The organism is Pseudomonas antarctica, from assembly GCF_900624995.1.
GTDB classification, from domain to species: Bacteria; Pseudomonadota; Gammaproteobacteria; order Pseudomonadales; family Pseudomonadaceae; genus Aquipseudomonas; species Aquipseudomonas antarctica.
On record NZ_UYXQ01000003.1, the window covers coordinates 146,427 to 166,777 of the forward strand.

The 20,351-nt window shown below is 59.0% G+C and carries 15 protein-coding genes; 6 read left to right on the forward strand and 9 right to left on the reverse strand.

Translation table 11 applies throughout. The annotated features are described in order from the left end of the window. Nucleotides 1-7 precede the first annotated feature (7 nt). From E0F99_RS03610 to E0F99_RS03620, 3 genes are all read right to left on the reverse strand, one after another. Nucleotides 8-1,105, reverse strand: a complete 1,098-nt coding sequence (locus E0F99_RS03610) for an amino acid ABC transporter permease (RefSeq protein ID WP_083360034.1) — start codon at nucleotides 1,103-1,105, stop codon at nucleotides 8-10. 10 nt (nucleotides 1,106-1,115) lie between these two features. Next, the gene (locus E0F99_RS03615) at nucleotides 1,116-2,297 is read right to left on the reverse strand and encodes an amino acid ABC transporter permease (protein WP_083360035.1); all 1,182 of its coding nucleotides are present in this window, start codon (nucleotides 2,295-2,297) and stop codon (nucleotides 1,116-1,118) included. A 72-nt stretch (nucleotides 2,298-2,369) separates the two neighbouring features. Further along, on the reverse strand, nucleotides 2,370-3,401 hold the full coding sequence (locus E0F99_RS03620; protein ID WP_083360036.1) for an amino acid ABC transporter substrate-binding protein: 1,032 nt from the start codon (nucleotides 3,399-3,401) through the stop codon (nucleotides 2,370-2,372). Nucleotides 3,402-3,748: 347 nt separating this feature from the next. On the opposite strand from E0F99_RS03620, the gene E0F99_RS03625 reads away from it, so the two are divergent. Beyond that, nucleotides 3,749-4,405: an alpha/beta hydrolase gene (locus E0F99_RS03625; RefSeq protein ID WP_083360037.1), complete on the forward strand. Its 657-nt coding sequence runs from the start codon at nucleotides 3,749-3,751 to the stop codon at nucleotides 4,403-4,405. A gap of 96 nt (nucleotides 4,406-4,501) precedes the next feature. Further along, a complete protein-coding gene (gene rhlB, locus E0F99_RS03630; RefSeq protein WP_083360038.1) occupies nucleotides 4,502-5,971 on the forward strand; it encodes an ATP-dependent RNA helicase RhlB in 1,470 nt (489 codons plus the stop codon). Between the two features lie 139 nt (nucleotides 5,972-6,110). On the opposite strand, the gene moaE is transcribed toward rhlB, so the two are convergent. The 6 genes from moaE to E0F99_RS03660 form a co-directional block, all read right to left on the reverse strand. Further along, nucleotides 6,111-6,560 carry a molybdopterin synthase catalytic subunit MoaE gene (gene moaE / locus E0F99_RS03635; protein ID WP_083360039.1) on the reverse strand — a complete coding sequence of 150 codons (450 nt, stop codon included), beginning with the start codon at nucleotides 6,558-6,560 and terminating at the stop codon, nucleotides 6,111-6,113. Nucleotides 6,561-6,562: 2 nt separating this feature from the next. After that, complete coding sequence (gene moaD / locus E0F99_RS03640) at nucleotides 6,563-6,805, reverse strand: molybdopterin converting factor subunit 1 (protein ID WP_083360040.1); 243 nt, start codon at nucleotides 6,803-6,805, stop codon at nucleotides 6,563-6,565. Beyond that, nucleotides 6,802-7,275: a cyclic pyranopterin monophosphate synthase MoaC gene (gene moaC, locus E0F99_RS03645; RefSeq protein ID WP_017135207.1), complete on the reverse strand. Its 474-nt coding sequence runs from the start codon at nucleotides 7,273-7,275 to the stop codon at nucleotides 6,802-6,804. Before moaC ends, moaD begins: the two co-directional genes overlap by 4 nt. Nucleotides 7,276-7,391: 116 nt before the next feature. Further along, a complete protein-coding gene (locus tag E0F99_RS03650) occupies nucleotides 7,392-11,129 on the reverse strand; it encodes an autotransporter domain-containing protein (RefSeq protein ID WP_083360041.1) in 3,738 nt (1,245 codons plus the stop codon). Nucleotides 11,130-11,441: 312 nt separating this feature from the next. Then, complete coding sequence (locus tag E0F99_RS03655) at nucleotides 11,442-12,836, reverse strand: PhoH family protein (protein ID WP_048723779.1); 1,395 nt, start codon at nucleotides 12,834-12,836, stop codon at nucleotides 11,442-11,444. A 349-nt stretch (nucleotides 12,837-13,185) separates the two neighbouring features. Further along, complete coding sequence (locus tag E0F99_RS03660) at nucleotides 13,186-14,310, reverse strand: polysaccharide deacetylase family protein (RefSeq protein WP_083360042.1); 1,125 nt, start codon at nucleotides 14,308-14,310, stop codon at nucleotides 13,186-13,188. 335 nt (nucleotides 14,311-14,645) lie between these two features. Here E0F99_RS03660 and yaaA point away from each other — a divergent pair, with 335 nt between their 5' ends. The 4 genes from yaaA to E0F99_RS03685 all read left to right on the forward strand — a co-directional run bounded on the left by yaaA (nucleotide 14,646) and on the right by E0F99_RS03685 (nucleotide 20,350). Further along, a complete protein-coding gene (gene yaaA / locus E0F99_RS03665) occupies nucleotides 14,646-15,425 on the forward strand; it encodes a peroxide stress protein YaaA (protein WP_130908707.1) in 780 nt (259 codons plus the stop codon). 839 nt (nucleotides 15,426-16,264) lie between these two features. Next, nucleotides 16,265-17,581: a nucleotide sugar dehydrogenase gene (locus tag E0F99_RS03670; RefSeq protein WP_083360495.1), complete on the forward strand. Its 1,317-nt coding sequence runs from the start codon at nucleotides 16,265-16,267 to the stop codon at nucleotides 17,579-17,581. An 83-nt stretch (nucleotides 17,582-17,664) separates the two neighbouring features. Beyond that, nucleotides 17,665-19,146 carry a mannuronan synthase gene (gene alg8, locus E0F99_RS03675; protein ID WP_083360043.1) on the forward strand — a complete coding sequence of 494 codons (1,482 nt, stop codon included), beginning with the start codon at nucleotides 17,665-17,667 and terminating at the stop codon, nucleotides 19,144-19,146. Between the two features lie 37 nt (nucleotides 19,147-19,183). Next, nucleotides 19,184-20,350 (forward strand): alginate biosynthesis protein Alg44, encoded by a 1,167-nt coding sequence (locus E0F99_RS03685; protein WP_083360044.1) that lies wholly within the window; start codon nucleotides 19,184-19,186, stop codon nucleotides 20,348-20,350. Nucleotide 20,351 lies beyond the last annotated feature (1 nt).

Consider the following 20,351-nt stretch of genomic DNA (forward strand, 5'->3'; position numbering starts at 1 on the left):
ACAACTCCTAACGCTTGTGGCCTGTGTCGAGCTTACGTTCCAAATGAACGGAATAGCGCGACATACCAAAACAGAAAATCCAGAACACCAAGGCGGCGAACACGTAGCCTTCAGTGGCCATGCCCAACCATTTAGGGTCGGCGGCGGCTTGCTTGACGCTGTTGAGCAGGTCGAACAGGCCGATGATGATCACCAGGCTCGTGTCCTTGAACAGCGCAATAACCGTGTTGACGAGCCCCGGAATCACCAGCTTCAGGGCTTGCGGCAGAATCACCAGGCCCGTGCTGCGCCAGTAACCCAGCCCCATCGCCGCAGCCGCTTCGTACTGACCTTTAGGAATCGCCTGCAAGCCACCGCGCACCACTTCAGCCACGTAGGCCGACTGGAACAGGATCACGCCGATCAGCGCCCGCAGCAGCTTGTCGATGCCCATGCCTTCGGGCAGGAACAACGGCAGCATCACCGAGGACATGAACAGCACCGTGATCAACGGCACGCCGCGCCAGAATTCGATGAAGGTCACGCAGATCACACGAATCGCCGGCATGTTCGAACGCCGCCCCAAGGCCAGCACAATGCCCAACGGCAAGGCGCCGGCAATGCCGACAGTGGCGATGACCAGCGTCAGCATCAAGCCGCCCCACCGGTTGGTGGGCACGTTGGTCAGGCCGAAGATGCCGCCGTGCAGCAGGAAGTAGGCGATGATCGGGTATAGCACCAGAAAGCTCAGCCCGTAGATCGCCTTGCGTTGAAAGCGCGAGATGAACAACGGTGCCACGCCGACGATGGCCAGCCACACGGTCAGGTCTACACGCCAGCGCAGATCGCCCGGGTAGTAGCCGTACATGAACTGCCCGAAGCGCTGTTGGATAAACACCCAGCAGGCGCCCTCCTTGGTGCAATCGGCGCGCGTTGTGCCGACCCAATTGGCGTCCAGGATCGCCCAGTGCAAAATAGGCGGCACGACCAGATAGATCAGGTAAAACGCAAACAACGTCAGCAGGGTATTAAGCCAACTGGAGAACAGGTTGGCGCGCATCCAAGCCATCGGCCCGAAGACTTTATTCGGCGGCGGCATGTCAGGTTTAAACGTATGCGTAGTCATGCTGGTTTCCTCACCGCTCGATCAGCGCAATGCGCTTGTTGTACCAGTTCATCAGCAGGGAAATGCTGATGCTGATCGCCAGGTACACGCTCATGGTGATGGCAATGACCTCGATAGCCTGGCCGGTCTGGTTGAGCACCGTGCCAGCAAACAGTGAAACCATTTCCGGATAACCGATACCGGCGGCCAACGACGAGTTTTTCGCCAGGTTCAGGTACTGGCTGGTCAGCGGCGGAATGATCACCCGCAGAGCCTGCGGGATGATGACCTTGCGCAGTGTCGGCCCAGGGCGCAGGCCCAAGGAACGTGCGGCTTCGGTCTGGCCGTGGCTGACAGACATAATGCCCGAACGCACGATCTCGGCAATAAAGGCGGCTGTGTAGACGGTAAGCGCCAGGGTCAGCGCCAGCAGTTCAGGGATCAATACCCAGCCATCAACAAAGTTGAAGCCTTGCAGTCGGGGCATTTCCCAGCGCAGCGGCGCGCCGAAGATCAAGGCACACAACGCCGGGATGACGACAAGCAGCGCAAGCCCCACCCAGAATTTGTGGAAGGGTACGCCGGTCGCTTCGAAGCGTTTGTTGGCCCAACGCGCCATCAACACGATTGCCACAATGGCCACCACCATACTGACCATAAACGGCCAGAACCCGTCAGCGGCCAGCGCGGCCGGCATATTCAGTCCACGGCTGCTGACAAAGAAGGTGTCGCCGAAGTTATGGCTGTTGCGCGGCCCCGGCATGGTCAGGAACACCGCGAAGTACCAGAACAGGATCTGCAGCAGCGGCGGGATGTTGCGGAACACTTCCACATACACCGTCGCCAGCTTGTTGATCATCCAGTTCGGGGACAGCCGCGCCACGCCAATGATGAAGCCGAGCAGGGTCGCCAGGACCACGCCGATCACCGTCACCAGCAACGTATTGAGCAGGCCGATCACAAAGACGCGGGCATAACTGTCCGATTCGGTGTAGTCGATCAAGTGCTGCGCGATGCCGAAGCCGGCACTGCGCTCAAGAAAGTCAAAACCCGAGGTGATGCCCCGGTGCTGAAGGTTGGTCTGGGTATTGTCGAAGAGGTACCAGCCCAGCGAGATCACCGCCACAATCGTGATGATCTGGAAGAGCCACGCACGCACTTTGGGATCGCTGAAGCTGAGCTTCTGCTTGGGTGCGCCGATTTGATTTTGCATGAAGTGCCCCGTAAATAATGGAACAGAACATCACCCGGTGGTTGGCCCACCGGGTGATAGAACCATCAACGATCAGCGTACAGGGGGTGCGTACTGAATGCCGCCGTTAGTCCACAGCGCGTTCAGGCCACGGTCGATTTCCAGCGGAGTGTTCTTGCCCAGGTTGCGCTCGAACACTTCACCGTAGTTACCGACTTGCTTGACGATCTGTACGACCCAGTCTTTTTTCACTTTCAAGTCTTTGCCGTATTCGCCGTCAGCACCGAGCAGACGGGCAACGTCCGGGTTCTTGGTGGATTTGGCTTGTTCTTCGACGTTTTTGGAGGTGATACCGGCTTCTTCAGCGTTGAGCATGGCGTAGCCCACCCAGCGCACGATGGCCAGCCACTCGTCGTCGCCGTTACGCACGACCGGGCCCAGCGGTTCTTTGGAAATGGTTTCCGGCAGCACCACGTAGTCTTTCGGCGAGGCCAACTTGCTGCGCTGTGCGTAGAGCTGGGACTTGTCGGAAGTCAGCACGTCGCAACGGCCGGATTCCAGCGACTTGGCGCTTTCATCGGAGGTGTCGAAGGTGATCGGGGTGTATTTGAGGTTGTTGGCGCGGAAGTAGTCGGAAACGTTCAGCTCGGTGGTGGTACCGGCCTGGATGCAGATGGTTGCACCGTCCAGTTCCTTGGCACTTTTCACGCCCAGCTTGTTGTTAACCAGAAAGCCAACGCCGTCGTAGTAGGTGATGAAGCCTGGGAATTTCAGGCCCATGCCCGCATCGCGAGAGCTGGTCATGGTGGTGTTGCGTGACAGGATGTCGATTTCGCCGGACTGAAGCGCGGTGAAACGCTCCTTGGCGTTCAACTGGCTAAATTTGACTTTGGTTGCGTCACCGAATATGGCGGCTGCCACAGCGCGGCACACGTCAGCGTCGATCCCGAGGATCTTGCCTGTGGCATCCGGCACCGAGAAACCCGGCAAGCCGTCACTCACGCCACATTGCACAAAGCCTTTCTTCTGCACGGCGTCCAGAGTGGCGCCAGCTTGGGCGAAACCACTGACACCCAGTACAGCGGCCGCGGTCACAATGGCCAGGGTGGACTTCAATACCTTCATTCAAACCTCCAGTTTTGCTCTTGTTGTGTCGGAGCTAGAACCTCAGCGCACCCTTATGAGGCGATATCGACCCGTGTTGGCTTTTTTTAGGGTCAAGCGGCATGAAGTTGTCGCAGTAATTCCAGTCGCTATCCCACGAGCGGCAGTCACTGATAGTGTTACCGTCCTAGGATAGTTCTGACATCGACCTACACGTAGCAAGCCCCGTACCAGAGTGGTTGCTGAGTTGTTTAAGCCCATGGTCAATAGAAAAACTTTCAACTTTGCGACATTCTCTTAACAGATCAACCTGTCGCGCACCGCTCCGACGCACCCAATCGGAGCGCACGCACATATATGGAGCAGACATGACCGAACCCCTGATTCTTCAGCCCGCCAAGCCCGCAGACGCCTGCGTCATCTGGTTGCATGGCCTGGGTGCCGATCGCTACGACTTCCTGCCGGTGGCCGAAGCGCTGCAGGAAAACTTGCTGTCCACACGCTTTGTGTTGCCCCAGGCACCGACACGTCCGGTGACCATTAATGGCGGTTACGAGATGCCCAGCTGGTACGACATCAAAGCCATGAGCCCAGCCCGCTCAATCAGCCTGGAAGAGCTGGAAGTGTCCGCCAAAATGCTCACGGACTTGATCGAAGATCAGAAGAGAACCGGAATAGACGCCTCGCGGATTTTCCTCGCCGGTTTCTCCCAAGGTGGCGCCGTGGTGTTCCACACCGCCTTCCTTAAATGGCAGGGACCACTGGGTGGCGTTATCGCCCTCTCCACCTATGCGCCGACCTTCGGCGATGAGCTGGAACTTTCCGCCAGCCAACAGCGTATTCGCGCCCTGTGCCTGCACGGCCAATACGATGACGTAGTGCAGAACGCCATGGGCCGTAGCGCCTATGAGCATTTAAAGAGCCGTGGTGTCACCGTGACATGGCAGGAATACCCAATGGGTCACGAAGTGTTACCTCAAGAGATCCACGACATAGGTGCCTGGTTGGCCGCGCGCCTGGGCTGAAAACCACCCATTATGTAGCCGTGTGACCAACGCACTACGCCGCGCCCGATTCTTGCATTACACTGGCCGGCGTACATTCCTTAATCAATTAATGAGATGACCGTGCTCAAAGCACTTAAGAAGATGTTCGGCAAAAGCGAGGCTGAGCCGCTCGCGCCAGTTCCCAGTGCTCCTGTCCCCAAGCCCGGCAACCGCAATGACGGTAAACAGCCCGAGCGGACCGCACCTGTCGCCGCACCGAAGAAACCACCGGTGACCCCGCCTGACCTGGAAAAAACTGCCGAGGCCGCGCCTGCTCCTGCGCCGAAAGCGCCCCGCCGCGAGCGCGCACCAAAACCGCCCGTGACGCCGTGGAAACTCGAAGATTTCGTCGTCGAGCCCCAAGAAGGCAAAACCCGCTTCCACGATTTCAAACTGGCCCCGGAACTGATGCACGCTATCCAGGACCTGGGTTTCCCATACTGCACGCCGATTCAGGCGCAGGTGCTGGGCTTTACCCTGGCAGGCAAAGACGCCATCGGCCGCGCCCAGACCGGCACCGGCAAGACCGCCGCGTTCCTGATCTCGATCATCACCCAGTTGCTGCAAACGCCACCGCCCAAAGAACGCTACATGGGCGAGCCGCGTGCACTGATCATCGCCCCGACTCGCGAGCTGGTGGTGCAGATCGCCAAGGACGCCGCCGACCTGACCAAGTACACCGGCCTCAACGTCATGACGTTTGTGGGCGGCATGGACTTCGACAAGCAGCTCAAGCACCTTGAAGCCCGTCACTGCGACATCCTGGTGGCCACCCCGGGCCGCCTGCTCGACTTTAACCAGCGCGGCGACGTGCATTTGGACATGGTCGAAGTAATGGTGCTGGACGAAGCCGACCGCATGCTCGACATGGGCTTCATCCCACAAGTGCGTCAGATCATTCGCCAGACCCCGCAGAAAAACGAGCGCCAAACCCTGCTGTTCTCCGCGACCTTTACCGAAGACGTGATGAACCTTGCCAAGCAGTGGACCACCGACCCGTCCATCGTCGAGATCGAAGCGCTGAACGTCGCCAGCGAAAACGTCGAACAGCACATTTACGCGGTGGCCAGCGCCGACAAGTACAAGCTGCTTTACAACCTGATCAACGACAACGGTTGGGAGCGCGTGATGGTCTTTGCCAACCGCAAGGATGAAGTGCGCCGCATCGAAGAACGCCTGGTGCGCGATGGCGTCAACGCTGCGCAACTGTCGGGCGATGTGCCGCAGCACAAGCGCATCAAGACGCTGGAAGGTTTTCGCGAGGGCAAGATTCGCGTGCTGGTGGCCACCGACGTGGCCGGACGCGGGATTCACATTGACGGCATCAGCCACGTGATCAACTTCACCCTGCCGGAAGTACCGGACGACTACGTGCACCGCATTGGCCGCACCGGCCGTGCGGGCGCGGCAGGTGTATCGATCAGCTTTGCGGGCGAAGATGACTCGTATCAGTTGCCGTCGATCGAGACGCTGCTGGGGCGCAAGATCAGCTGTGAGACGCCGCCGACGCACTTGCTGCGGGCTGTGGAGCGCAAACGCCCGTAAGCTGGAATGCGATTAAAAATGTGGGAGCGGGCTTGCTCGCGAATGCGGTCTGTCAGTTAAAAATGTACTGACTGAGACACCGCTTTCGCGAGCAAGCCCGCTCCCACATTTGCATCTCCACACACATTTAGTCAGCGGTTTATTTCCAGCGATCCGCCGCCGCATGATCGCTGCCCCGCCCTTCCACCCAGCGCGGGCCTTCAGGCGTGTTTTCTTTCTTCCAGAACGGCGCACGGGTCTTCAGGTAGTCCATCACAAACGCACAGGCATCGAACGCGGCTTGACGATGGGCGCTGGCCGCCGCGACAAAAACAATCGGCTCACCCGGTTCCAGCACGCCGATACGGTGCAGCACCTCAAGCTTGAGCAACGGCCAACGCTGTTCGGCTTCGGTAGCGATCTGGGTCAGGGCCTTTTCGGTCATGCCGGGGTAGTGCTCAAGGAACATCCCCGACACCTCGCGCCCATCATTGAAGTCGCGCACATAGCCGACAAAACTCACCACCGCGCCCACGCCGACATTGGCCGCGTGCATCGCGTTGACCTCAGCACCTGGGTCAAACGCCTCGGCCTGTACGCGAATAGCCATGCTCAACCTCCGGTCACGGGCGGGAAAAACGCGACCTCATCGCCATCGACGAGCGGCTCGTCCAGCGAACACAGCTCTTCGTTGCGCGCACACATCAGGCTGGGTTCGTTGAGCACTGCAAACTCAGGGTCTGCCGCCAGCGCCAGACGCACCGTATCAACCGTGGCGAAATCGCCTTCCATCTCCAGCGAATCAAAGCCCACCGCTTCGGCGTAGCGCGCAAAAAACAATACGTTGATGCTCATGCCTGGTCCGCCTTGAAATGCCCGCTTTTGCCGCCGAGCTTTTCCAGCAGGCGAATACTTTCGATGGTCATGCCACGGTCCACGGCTTTGCACATGTCGTAGATCGTCAGCGCCGCGACGCTGGCGGCGGTGAGGGCTTCCATCTCCACGCCGGTCTGGCCGCTGAGTTTGCAGCGCGCGAGGATATGCACAGCGTCCACACCATCGGCGCGCAGCTCGACCTTGACGCCGGTGAGCATCAGCGGGTGGCACAGCGGAATCAGATCACTGGTTTTTTTTGCCGCCTGGATCCCGGCAATACGGGCCACGGCAAACACGTCGCCCTTGGGGTGGGCGCCGTCGACAATCATTTTCAGGGTCTCGGGCAACATGCGCACCCGCGCTTCGGCCACGGCTTCGCGGAACGTCACGGCTTTGTCGGTGACGTCGACCATATGGGCGCGACCTTGGGAATCGAGATGAGTCAGCACAGGGATACTCCTGATCAGGAGCGGCAATTGTAAACCTGTGAGTCAATTTTGCGCAGGGCTGTTTATCCCATGAGTAAAGGGGCGCAGTGCGCCCCTTTAGGAACAGCAGCCCGGGATTAGAAGCGGAACGTAAATCCAGCATTGATCCCATTGTTATTACCGCGATTGGACAGCAAACCGCTGTAGCTCAAGGACACCAGCGTATCCTGGGTCAAGGCCATTTCCGCGCTGGCCTTGATCACCGCACCGTCACGCGCCACGGGCACGCTGTTGACGGTAAAGGCGGTGTCGCTACCGGCGAACTTCAGCGAAGCGTCACGATCGGTGTCGCCAAACTGATGCTCCCAGCCCAGCTCACCGCGCAACGTGACCGCCGAGGTCGAGCTGACCGGCACTTGGGTATGCGCGCGCAAGCCCAAGGTCGAGAGCGTGGCGTCCTGGCTTTGCTTGCTGGCATGCAAGGCGGCGGCGCCGCCTTTCTCTTTAAACGAATCGCTCTGGTAGTTCAGGTACGTGAGGTTGGCGAAGGGTTCAAACAGCTTCCATTGGGTGTAACCGATCTCGGCAAACACTTGATCCGTGCGCGCGTTGTAGTCGGCTTTGTCGTAGTCAGACTGGTTGGCGTAAGCCACGCGCCGCGCGGTGTCCAGACGGTGCCAGGTGGTGGCGCCTCCCAGGCGCAGCGCAATTGCGTCGAAGCGCTTACCGCCGTAGACCGACAGATGATAGTTATCGCTGTCTGCCGAGGCCGAGGCGTCACCGTTGAGATGGCTCTGGGTGTAGCCGGTCGCTGCGCCCACACGCCAACCGACGCCGACCTCGGTGTCCAGGCCCAGCAGCACACCGCTGGTGGACGAGGAATAACCGCTGGCGTTGTTGTCACCACTGACGTTATTGCGACCGCCCAGTAACTGCACCCAACCACCGTTGTCACGGGTCTCGATTTGCGCGCTGGAATCCAGCGCCTGTGCCTGTTGCAGGCGGCTGTTGACCGCTTCACGGATGTAGCGACTGTCAGCCATTTGCGCCGCCGCCACGTCCGAGTGCAATTGCCCCGAGAGTTGCTTGAACGCCTCCCGCGCCTGGACGGCCGAGTCCGACGCCAGAAGGCTTTCATACACCGGGCTGCCGCTGCCTAACGCCTCGGCGGCCGTCGCCACGGCACGTTCGTTGCGGGTTTGCGCAATGCTGGCAAAGGTCGTCTGGTTGCGCTCCACCGCCAGGCTCAGTTGATTCGGCTGGTAGTTCAGTTGGGCGCCGATAAACAGGTAGTTGGGCGTGATCGCCGTAAACTGCCCATTGATGCCCTGGCTGGCGCTGAGGATATTGAACGGCTGACCCAGCAAGCTACGGGCTTCAGTGGCGGACAACAGGTTGGGGCTGTTTTCCAGGGAAACGGTCACTACACCGCCGTTGAGGGTGGCGACACCGCTGCTCTGGATCTGGTCGCTTTGCCCGTTGGGGCCAACTTCCACGGCATACACCGAGCCCGGGTTGAAGGTCACGTCGCCGGTGTGCAGAGTGCCGATCGAGTGCCCCGGTGCCACGCGGCCACCGGTGTTGACCGTCAACGCACCCACCATGCCGTTGCCGGCCAGCGTGCCGCCCAGCGTGGTCATCACGCCGTTGTCGGCATTGCGTGTGCCTACGGCGCTGCCATCCACGGTCACGGCAGAGGTCAGCGAACCATCTACCGACAGCTTGCCGCCGCGCACCCAAGTGCTGCCCGAGTAGGTATTCTGGCCTTCCAGCGCCAGTTCGCCGTCGCCGGACTTGGCCAGGCTGCCGACGTAGGTGGTGCCGGTGAGCAAATCCTTGCCGCGTGCCAGCGTCGCCTGTTCCCGGGCGTGGCCGATGTCGTATTCAAACTGATCATCCGCCGAAGCATTGGCCGGCAAGCCGTTCAGCCAGCCTTTTTGCTGCTGGGTGGCCGCCCAGGTGGCCTGCTCGGTGGCGTCCTCTACACGGCGGGCGCGAATGGCCTCGTCGGAAATCGGGTTGGCCCAGATGTCGCGAGTGCCGGAGGGCAAGGCAACGGCCACTGAGCCGAGGAACTGACCTGGGCCTTGCATGGCCTTTTGCAAATTGGGCAAACCCCAGCCACTGACCACACCCGGCACTTGCGGCGTGCCCGGCGCGGCATCGTGCACCGGTTGCAGGTTGTCGTAGGTGCGGCCACCGGTCAGGGTGCCCACCGGCGTGTCCGGCCCATCCGGCGCTTGCAGGCTGGAGGTGGTGAGCAACACATCGCGGGCCTGGCTGGCCGTCATGTATGGGAAACGCTGAATCACCAGGGCCAAAGCCCCGGAGACACTCGGTGCGGCAGCGGATGTGCCATTGGCATTGGGGATAATTTCCCCTTCGGGCCCAGTGGACGGAATACCCGAAACGCCCATCACACACCACCACTTCGAGGTGCCGCAGCGGTTGTACACCTGCGCACTGGTCTCGTCATAGCCGGTGATTGAAAGGAACTTGCTTTCGATATCAGGTTTGAAAAACGGCAGGTTGGCGTTGGTGTCCGGGTTGGCACCGTGGCTGTCGTTGCCCGCCGAAATAATCTGGATAAAGGTGTTTTGCCGCGCGGCATCGGCCATCGCGTCCATCCAGGTTTTCTGCCCGGCGTGGGCCTTGTCCCAGAACGGGCGATAAGCGGCGCTCATGTCGCGCAGGTTATCGGCCGCGCTGTCGCCCACATTGCCGAAGTGGTTCTCCACGTCGTTGCGCGAGTTTTGCCCCCAGCTCTGGTTAACGATCGACACGTTCTTCGCGGCCAGCGCGTTGTAGCTGGCCATGAACGCGTTGTAGTCAAGGTCATTGGAGCCTTGGAAACGGTTGTCATCGGTGCCGCCGGTATTGGCGACGAAGATATTCGCGTCGAAGGCAATGCCGTGCATGCCGGTGCCGTTGCGGCTGGCGCCCAATACACCAGACATCTCGGTGCCGTGACCGTCGTTGATCGTCGGGTCGTACTCACCGGAAATACTGAAGTGCTCGCCCTTTTGAAACTCGCCATCCGGGGTGTCATGGATATAGCGCGGATGAGTGGCGTAGTACTCGCCGGTAGACGTCACGGCCTGCACGCGATCCTGGCCCTGGGCATTTTTGCCCTGGAACTCGAAGTGTTCGGTGAGGATGCCCGAGTCCAGCACGCCGACGTTCACGCCCTTGCCGGTCATGCCCAAGGCATAGGCGTAATAGGCGTTGGTGCGGTCAAGGCCCGAGTTAACCTGGGCTTCGGGGGTTTTCCAGGTTTGCGCGTTGGCGCTCCAGTCACGGGTGGCGGCGGCCCAGGACTGGCCGGCGTTCAGTTGCCCGTTGAGGTTGCTGCTGATGCCCGGTTCTACGTAGGTGTAGGGCTTGGCAGCCGGCAGGTTGGCGATGATGGCTTTGGAGAAGTCGAGAATATTAGTGGTGTAGCGGCCGTTGTTGCTGAAGAGCCGGCTGCGGTAGTAATCCAGCCGCGAGGCATAGTCCAGCGGCCGTTTGGTATCGCCAAGCATGGCGCCGATGGTGAGGTTTTCCGGTTGCAGCTCGTAGTTTTGCTTGAGGGCTGAATCAAACTTGTCCGATTGGGCGGCAAAGTCCTTGGCGGCGAGGTCGACGATGTCGGCGTAGGCAAACCGCAGGTTTTTATACACGTCGGTGTCAGGACCAAACGACGCAACGGCTTTCCTGAACGCCGACTCCAGCACTTGAGAGGTGTAGGGGCTGGCGTCATCGGCCATCGCCATGGGCCCCTGGCTCAGCCATAAAGCCAGCCCGAGTGCGATGGGCGTGAGGGGTATCGATTTGAAACCTGTCGCGCGCTTGCTTTTTTGAGACAAAGTGAAGCCATTACCTGCTACGTCCATTATTCCTTTCCCTTTGGATATGTGCGTCGTCAATGAGCGATGTATCGGGCTTTTTGTAATAGGCAGGGTCACGCGAAAAACCCATAGGGTTTTTAAAACATCGTCGAATCAATCAGGTGGTTTTTCGACGGGGTCACGCAGCGGTCTTGTTGTTTTTGCGGCGCGAAAAAATGTAACAAAATAATTACAAACCCCACAAGCACTCACGGCGCATTAACGAAGACAAATGTCGCGCACAACAAAAACCCCGAACTTCGCGAGAAATTCGGGGTGTTTTGTGGCATTTAGCCACCAACTACGACATGGGTGTGTTTACAAATGCGACTCGGCGTACTCGGCCAGAATCGAACGAGGCACCCCTTGCAGCGCGATATGCACGCCGTTGGGGAAGTCTTTGAAGCGTTCCGTCAGGTAAGTCAGCCCGGAGCTGGTCGCGGACAGGTAAGGGGTGTCGATCTGTGCCAGGTTGCCCAGGCACACCACTTTGGAACCGGCGCCGGCACGGGTGATGATGGTTTTCATCTGGTGCGGCGTGAGGTTCTGGCATTCATCGATCAAAATCAGGCTTTGCTGGAAGCTGCGACCTCGGATGTAGTTGAGGGATTTGAACTGCAACGGCACTTTGCTGAGGATGTAATCGACGCTGCCATGGGTGTTTTCGTCATCCATATGCAAGGCTTCGAGGTTGTCGGTGATCGCGCCCAGCCACGGCTCCATTTTTTCCGCTTCGGTGCCGGGCAGAAAGCCGATCTCCTGGTCCAGGCCCTGCACGCTGCGGGTGGCGATGATGCGGCGATAGCGCTTGGTCACCATGGTCTGTTCGATCGCGGCAGCCAGGGCGAGGATGGTTTTCCCTGAGCCTGCGGCGCCGGTCAGGTTGACCAGGTGAATGTCCGGATCCAGCAGCGCGTACAGCGCCAGGCTCTGATAGATGTCACGCGGTTTCAGGCCCCAGGCTTCCTGGTGCAACAGGGGTTCCTGATGCAGGTCGAGGATCAGCAATTTGTCGACCTGGATCTCTTTGATCCAGCCCACAAAACCCTGTTCGTCGATGATGAATTCATTGATGTGCACGGCCGGCAGGTTGTCGATCAGTTGTACCTGATGCCAGGTGCGGCCATGGTCCTGACGGGTTTCGACCTTGCTGACGAGGTCCCAGAAGGAACCGGTCACGGTGTGATAACCCCGCGACAGCATCGACACGTCGTCGACCAGTTGGTCGGTACTGTAGTCCTCGGCAGCGATCCCACACGCTCGTGCCTTGAGGCGCATGTTGATGTCTTTGGTCACCAGCACCAGGCGCAGGTCCTTGTCGCGCGCGTGCAGGTCGATCAATTGGTTGATGATTTTGTTGTCGTTCAGATTTTCCGGCAGCAGGCTGTTGGGCTCGCTGCGCTTATTCATCAGAATCGACAGCAAGCCCTTGGGCCCGCTTTTGCCGCGCTGGATCGGCACGCCGACTTCAACGTCCTCAGGCGACGCTTCGCCCAACGTCTTGTCGATCAGGCGGATGGCCTGACGGCATTCGGCGGCAACGCTGTGGTGACCGCTTTTGAGTTTGTCGAGCTCCTCAAGCACGATCATCGGGATGGCGACGTGGTGTTCTTCAAAGTTAAGCAGTGCGTTTGGATCGTGAATCAATACGTTGGTATCAAGCACATAAAGGATTGGCTGGTCGGAAGAAGGGTTACGTCCATGATCATCCATACTCGGTCACCTTTGTGGGAGCCAGTCGACGCAATACCACAACAGTGCTGCGCCTCGATTCGACCACCGACTGCACCGCAGTGACGTCAAGTGCAGTGCCCACATGAGGAGTCTTGGAAGACGCCACCTGTGTTGCAGGTTTCGGCGATCTGCCTTCGTAATACCGCAAAAACCATGACAGGAAAAAGCACTTTGACGTTTTTTTGAAGTTTATTTTTCAGGATGACGAATAGCACTAGCCGAGTGCCAGGCACCCCGTTAAAGTCGGAAGTCCGCCTGCATCGAAATGTCGCACAAAATCACCCCAAAAACGCCTCATCCCCAACAGGGCCGGGCATTTGCGCTTTTTTCAGCGAAACGCCTCCCGGCAGTCCTGCCAACCCAGCCCACTTTGCGCCGTTGCCTGCAGCAACATCGGTAATGCGACCCGCGCCTTGTCTTGGGTGTCGTGAAACACAATCACGCCTTTGCGCCACAGCAGCATCAGTGTCAGCACTCGCTGCGCCGACTCATCAGCCTTGAGTTTGCCGGGCTCGTCCTGGGAGTCGATGTCCCATAGCGCTACCTGCAAACCTTGCGACTGGAAGAAGCCCTGGCTGTCGGCGCGACGCTGGCCGTAGGGCGGGCGAAACAACGGCAGGTAGTTTTCCGGCATCAGGTTCTGCGCCAGCGCGGCACTGCGGGTGATCGAGCTTTGCCAGTCGACCCAATGGCTGTGGGAACGGTATTGCCAGCCTTGGGTGCCCACGCACTGGCCTTGGTACAGCGCCTGCACATCGGCGGCAGAACTGCGCTCCACCCGGGTTTGCAGGCTGCTGCCGAGGGCAAAGAAAGTGGCGTTCATCTTTTGCTTGCGCAGGTAGTCGGTGAGCCAATCGGTATTGCCACTGACCGGCGCGGGGCCGCCGTCGAACGTCAGCAGGAACAGCCGGTCGTTGAATTCGTCGCCATTGCGTTCGTGGTCGCCAAAACGCAGCACTTCACTGCTGATTTGCGGGAACAGTGCGGCTTTGCGCAGCAGTTCGTCCAGGTAGCGTTCGTGGAAGGTATGGCTGGGACCGGCCCAGCCTATATAGAAGGAATTGTCGCTGACCTGGAATTTGCCGGCTTGCTCGCGCAGGTCGTCCATGTTTTCGACCAAGTAGCAGAAGGAGGCGTCTTCTTCGCAGCTTTGCTGGGCGAAGGTGTAGTTTTCCAGCAAGCGCTGCCACAGCTGGCGGCGCAGGTCGTCGATGGCCGCCAGGTTGATGATCTTCAGGCCCAGGCGTTGTTTGAGCGCGGCTTCGTCCTGGGCTTCGCTGGCGATCAAGCTGTGGGCGAACATCAGGATTTCGGCGCGTGAGGCGACGTCGAACAGCGCGGGGCTGCTGAGTTTTTCCGGCCAGGTGGTGCGGTCCAAGCTGGCTACGTCAACCGGCGCCGCGTTGGCGTTCAGGCATAACAGGCAAGCTGATAATAAAAGCGCGATTCGCACCTAAGGGCTCCCTCTCTAGAGTTGTCGGGCACTATAGCTGATCGTCTGCTTGGGGCTATTGGGTTGGTGGGTATATCTGGTGTTTGGGGTATGGCTGATATTGGGTGGTGTGTGTATCCGTTATTTGGGTGATGGCTGATATAGGTTCCGCTCTTACAGCGGGTCACTTTTGGAAAAGAGCCCAAAAAGTAACCCGCTGTAAGAGCGGAACCATAGGCGGCCGTTACCTAAATAACGGATATACCCACAAAAACCACAGCTATCTATCACCATCATAGGTGGAGTCAAACCGCATGACCCCCTAGAATCCCCCCACGATTACAGGAGCCAACTTCATGCTGATGGTGATTTCCCCCGCCAAAACCCTCGACTTCGAGTCCAAGCCGGTAACTCCGCGCTTCACCCAGCCGCAATACCTCGACCACTCCCAGGAGTTGATCGAACAATTGCGTGAACTGAGCCCGGCGCACATCAGCGAATTGATGCACGTCTCCGACAAGATCGGCGGCCTCAACGCCGCCCGCTTCGGCAGCTGGTCCCCCCCTTTCACACCGGAGAACGCCAAGCAGGCCCTGCTGGCCTTCAAGGGTGACGTCTACACCGGCCTCAACGCCGAAACCTTCAGCGATGCCGATTTCAGCTACGCACAGGACCACCTGCGCATGCTCTCGGGCCTGTACGGCCTGCTGCGCCCGCTGGACCTGATGATGCCGTACCGCCTCGAGATGGGCACCAAACTGCCCAATGCCCGTGGCAAGGACCTCTACGCCTTCTGGGGCACCCGCATCAGCGAGTGGCTCAACGAAGCCCTCGCCGAGCAAGGCGATGACGTGCTGCTCAACCTGGCGTCCAACGAGTACTTCTCGGCGGTCAAACGCACGGCGTTGAACGCACGCATCATCAACACCGAGTTCAAGGACCTGAAGAACGGCCAGTACAAGATCATCAGCTTCTACGCAAAAAAGGCCCGAGGCATGATGAGCCGCTTTGTGATCGAAGAGCGCATCAACGATCCGGCCAAGCTCAAGCAGTTCGATGTGCAAGGTTATCGCTTCAATGCCGAGCAGTCCAAGCCGGATAACCTGGTGTTCCTGCGCGATCACGCACCAGAGTAAGGCCCTGCACTGTCCTCACCAACGCTAAAAACCAATGTGGGAGCTGGCTTGCCTGCTCCCACATTTTTATCTGTATTCCAAGCCAATGATCGCCATTTATTTGACGTCAAAAAACATCCTGTCGCATTCCTAACGAATCTTTCACTCGACATTTCAGAATTTTTTTCGTAGTGGCACCACTTTTTTTAAACGGTAGTGGCACAAAACTATCCCATCGCGCCAACTCCCTATAACTACTGGCCCAAATAGCAAGTGCTATCACGGTAGTACCAGTGCCATCTTTTCTAATATTTCAAGAAATTTCCGGAAACAGGATGAGTGGACAGGAACTTCACTCCAAAGCACTGCTCATACCACCGGTAACGAAATGCTCTGTTGCTGTAAGAGATGACTTACATGACGGACCAACGGAAGTAGCAAAGTTGTCATATTAACTTTGACTGCGTGGTCATATTACCAACCGATTAGTTAAGAGCGGCGACAAGGATGCATTGCCACCTACTATAAGGCCAAGGCTCAGCGTGCCCTAATGGGTCAGTGAGACAACCCAAGGCATTGATATTTAAAGGCTAATTGCCTCTATCAACGCCCTGCGGCACTGGCGCCAGGCTCTTCTGCGACGAAGGCCGGCTGCATTTCAGGGCAAGTTCCAATAACAAGGTCACGTTTCGCACACCTTGAGTGCACGAGTTAGTCACTCGTTATTTAACATGCCTTTACGCGGCAAGTCGGCGTCTATTCGCCTAACTTTCGTGGCATCAGTGACGCTTGCAAACATGAACTCCAGCCATCTAATTGGCATGATTAATATCGTCTTCAATGACAATGAGGTAAATGCGATGCGCATCAGCATATTTGGTCTCGGTTACGTTGGCGCAGTCTGTGCCGGTTGCCTGTCTGCCCGCGGCCACGAAGTGGTCGGCGTAGATATCTCCAAAGAAAAGATTGACCTGATCAATGCAGGCAAATCGCCAATCGTTGAGCCGGGTCTGGGTGAACTGTTGAGCCAGGGCATCGAGACGGGTCGACTGCGCGGCACGACCAACTTCGCCGAAGCCATCCGCGATACCGACCTGTCGATGATCTGCGTCGGCACGCCGAGCAAGAAAAACGGCGACCTGGAACTCAACTACATCGAAGCGGTATGCCGCGAGATCGGTTTTGTCCTGCGTGAAAAAACCACCCGCCACACCATCGTAGTGCGCAGCACCGTGTTGCCGGGCACCGTCGCCAATGTGGTGATCCCGATCCTCGAAGACTGCTCCGGCAAGAAAGCCGGCGTCGACTTCGGCGTTGCGGTCAACCCGGAATTCCTGCGTGAATCCACCGCCATCGCCGACTACGACCTGCCACCGATGACCGTCATCGGCGAATTCGACAAAGCCTCCGGTGATGTCTTGCAGTCGCTGTACGAAGAACTCGACGCACCGATCATCCGCAAGGACATCGCCGTTGCCGAAATGATCAAGTACACCTGCAACGTGTGGCACGCCACCAAGGTGACGTTCGCCAACGAGATCGGCAACATCGCCAAGGCCGTCGGCGTCGATGGTCGCGAAGTGATGGAAGTAGTGTGCCAGGACAAGACCCTCAACCTGTCCCAGTACTACATGCGCCCAGGCTTCGCGTTCGGCGGCTCGTGCCTGCCAAAAGACGTGCGTGCCCTGACCTACCGCGCCAGCTCCCTGGACGTGGAAGCGCCGCTGCTCAACTCGCTGATGCGCAGCAACGAGTCCCAGGTGCAGAACGCCTTCGACATCGTGGAAAGCCATGACAAGCGCAAAGTCGCCCTGCTGGGCCTGAGCTTCAAGGCCGGTACCGATGACCTGCGTGAAAGCCCGTTGGTAGAGCTGGCAGAAATGCTGATCGGCAAGGGTTACGACCTGAGCATCTACGACAGCAACGTCGAATACGCCCGTGTTCACGGCGCCAACAAAGACTACATCGAGGGCAAGATCCCGCATGTGTCGTCGCTGCTCAACTCGGACTTCGATGACGTGATCAACAACTCCGATGTGATCATCCTCGGCAACCGTGATGAGAAATTCCGTGCCCTGGCGCATAACGCCCCGCACGGCAAGCAAGTGGTCGACCTGGTGGGCTTCATGTCCAAGGCCACCAGTGTGACCGGCCGTACCGAAGGCATTTGCTGGTAACAGCAACGGCAAGTTCCAGGCTGCAGGCGTACCCATCCCCAGCGCATGCAGCCTGGAGCCTTCTTCACCTTCGGATGACGCTTATGTCCAAGTTAAAACACGTACTCCTCCAATCCGCCGGCTGGCTGTTCTTTCTGAGCCTGCTGATGGGACTCGCCCTGCTGTTACCGGCGAGTACGTTCGACTCCGAGTCGAAAAACTTTATTTTCCTGATTGGCGCCGTCGGCATCTGGCGCTACTCAATGGGTGCTACGCATTTCTTTCGCGGCATGCTGTTCCTGTACGTGGTCTACCCGCACCTGCGCCGTAAAGTACGCAAGCTGGGCACGTCGGCGGACCCCTCCCATGTGTTCCTGATGGTCACCAGTTTTCGTATCGATGCGCTGACCACCGCGCAGGTCTACAGCTCCGTGATCCGCGAGGCCATCGAATGCGGCTTCCCCACCACCGTGGTCTGCTCGCTGGTGGAAATGTCCGATGAGCTGCTGGTCAAGAGCCTTTGGGAGAAGATGAACCCTCCAGAGCACGTGAAGCTCGACTTCGTGCGCATCGCCGGCACCGGCAAACGCGACGGCCTGGCTTTTGGTTTCCGCGCCATCTCCCGCCACCTGCCGGATGACCGTGCCGTGGTTGCGGTGATCGATGGCGACACCGTGCTCGCCGAAGGCGTGGTGCGCAAAACCGTGCCGTGGTTCCAGCTGTTCGGCAATGTCGGCGGCCTGACCACCAACGAGTTCTGCGAAGTGCGCGGCGGCTACATCATGAGCGAATGGCACAAGCTGCGCTTCGCCCAGCGTCACATCAACATGTGCTCCATGGCCCTGTCCAAGCGCGTGCTGACCATGACCGGGCGCATGTCGGTATTCCGTGCCAGCGTGGTCACCGACCCGGGCTTTATCGCCGACGTGGAAAGCGACTCGCTGCAACACTGGCGCCTGGGCCGCTTCAAGTTCCTCACCGGCGACGACAAATCCAGCTGGTTCAGCCTGATGCGCTTGGGCTACGACACCTTCTACGTGCCGGACGCCGCGATCAACACCGTGGAACACCCGCCGGAAAAGAGCTTTATCAAGGCCAGCCGCAAGCTGATGTTCCGCTGGTACGGCAACAACCTGCGCCAGAACTCACGCGCCCTGGGCCTGGGTGTGCGCCGGCTCGGCCTGTTCACCAGCGTGGTGCTGTTCGATCAGCGCGTGTCGATGTGGACCTCCCTGCTCGGCCTGACCGTGGCCTTCATCGCCACCTTCAAATACGGCGGCGCATTCATCCTCGCGTACCTGCTGTGGATCGGCATCACGCGCCTGATCCTGACCCTGTTGCTGTCGTGCTCCGGCCACAAGATCGGACCGGCTTACCCGGTGATTCTCTATTACAACCAGATCATGGGCGCGCTGGTGAAGATCTACGTGTTCTTCCGCCTTGATCAACAGTCCTGGACCCGCCAGGACACCAAACTGACCCGCGATTTGGCCAGCTTTCAACGTTGGTTCAACACCTGGTCGTCTCGGACCATGACCTTCTCCGCCGGCAGCATTTTCGTCGCCGTGTTGCTGATGATGGTCTGACCCTGCCAAGCCTGAATTAACTCTAGGAAATGCCCTGATGAACAGCCAAGTAAACGCCAACGTTGTCCACGAATCCGAAGCCCAGCGCCAACATGCCCGGGTCAAAATCCCGGCCAAGCTGCGCTTCTTCAACACCGACCGCAGCCAGACCGAAGCACGCGTGATCGACTTGTCCGCCGGCGGCCTGGCGTTCACCGCCACCCAGCCGTTGACCGTCGGCGAAGTGCATAAAGGCCGCCTGCAATTTGTGATCGATAACCTCGGCCTGGCGATGGATGTAGAGCTGCAGATTCGCTCCTACGACCGCCAGACCGGTCGCACCGGTTGCCAGTTCCAGAACCTCGACGCCCAGGATATTTCCACCCTGCGCCACTTGATCACCTCGCACTTGTCCGGCGACATCGTGACCATGGGCGACGTGCTGGCGACCCTGCAACGTGACAACTTCACCAAGGCACGTAAGGTCAAGGACGGCGGCAGCGGCATGACCGCGTTCGGTCGCCTGCGCGCCGTAACCTTTAGCCTGGCGATCTTCCTGGTCGGCCTGGCCGCCTTCGGTTTCATCTTCAAATCCGTGTACGGCATGTACTTCGTCAGCCATGCCCAGGCAGGCCTGGTCAGCGTGCCCGGCATGAACGTGACCATGCCGCGCGACGGCACCGTACAAAGCCTGCTCAAAGGTGACGCGGTTGCAGCCAAAGGCGCGCCACTGGCGACCTTCAGCACCAGCATGCTCGATGTGCTCAAGGGCCATCTGGACGAAGACCAACTGCAACCGGCCAAGGTTGAAGAGCTGTTCGGCAAACAAATGACCGGCACCCTGACCTCCCCATGCGATTGCATCGTCGCCCAGCAACTGGTCGCCGACGGCCAGTACGCCAGCAAGGGCGATGTGATTTTCCAACTGGTGCCACGCGGCAGCCTGGCCAACGTGGAAGCACGCTTCACCTACCGCCAGTTCGCCGACGTTCGCCCAGGTACGCAGGTGAACTTCCAGGTCGCCGACGAAGAACAGATCCGCACCGGCACCATCGTCAGCAGCACCAGCCTGAACGGCGCCGACCTGGCCTCCGACATTCGCGTGCAAATCAAGCCGGATGCACCGCTGGACAGCACCTACGCCGGCCGCCCGGTAGACGTGACCAGCGACCGTGGCCCGTCCCTGAACTGGCTGATCGATAAAGCCACGGCTGCAGGTCTTTAAT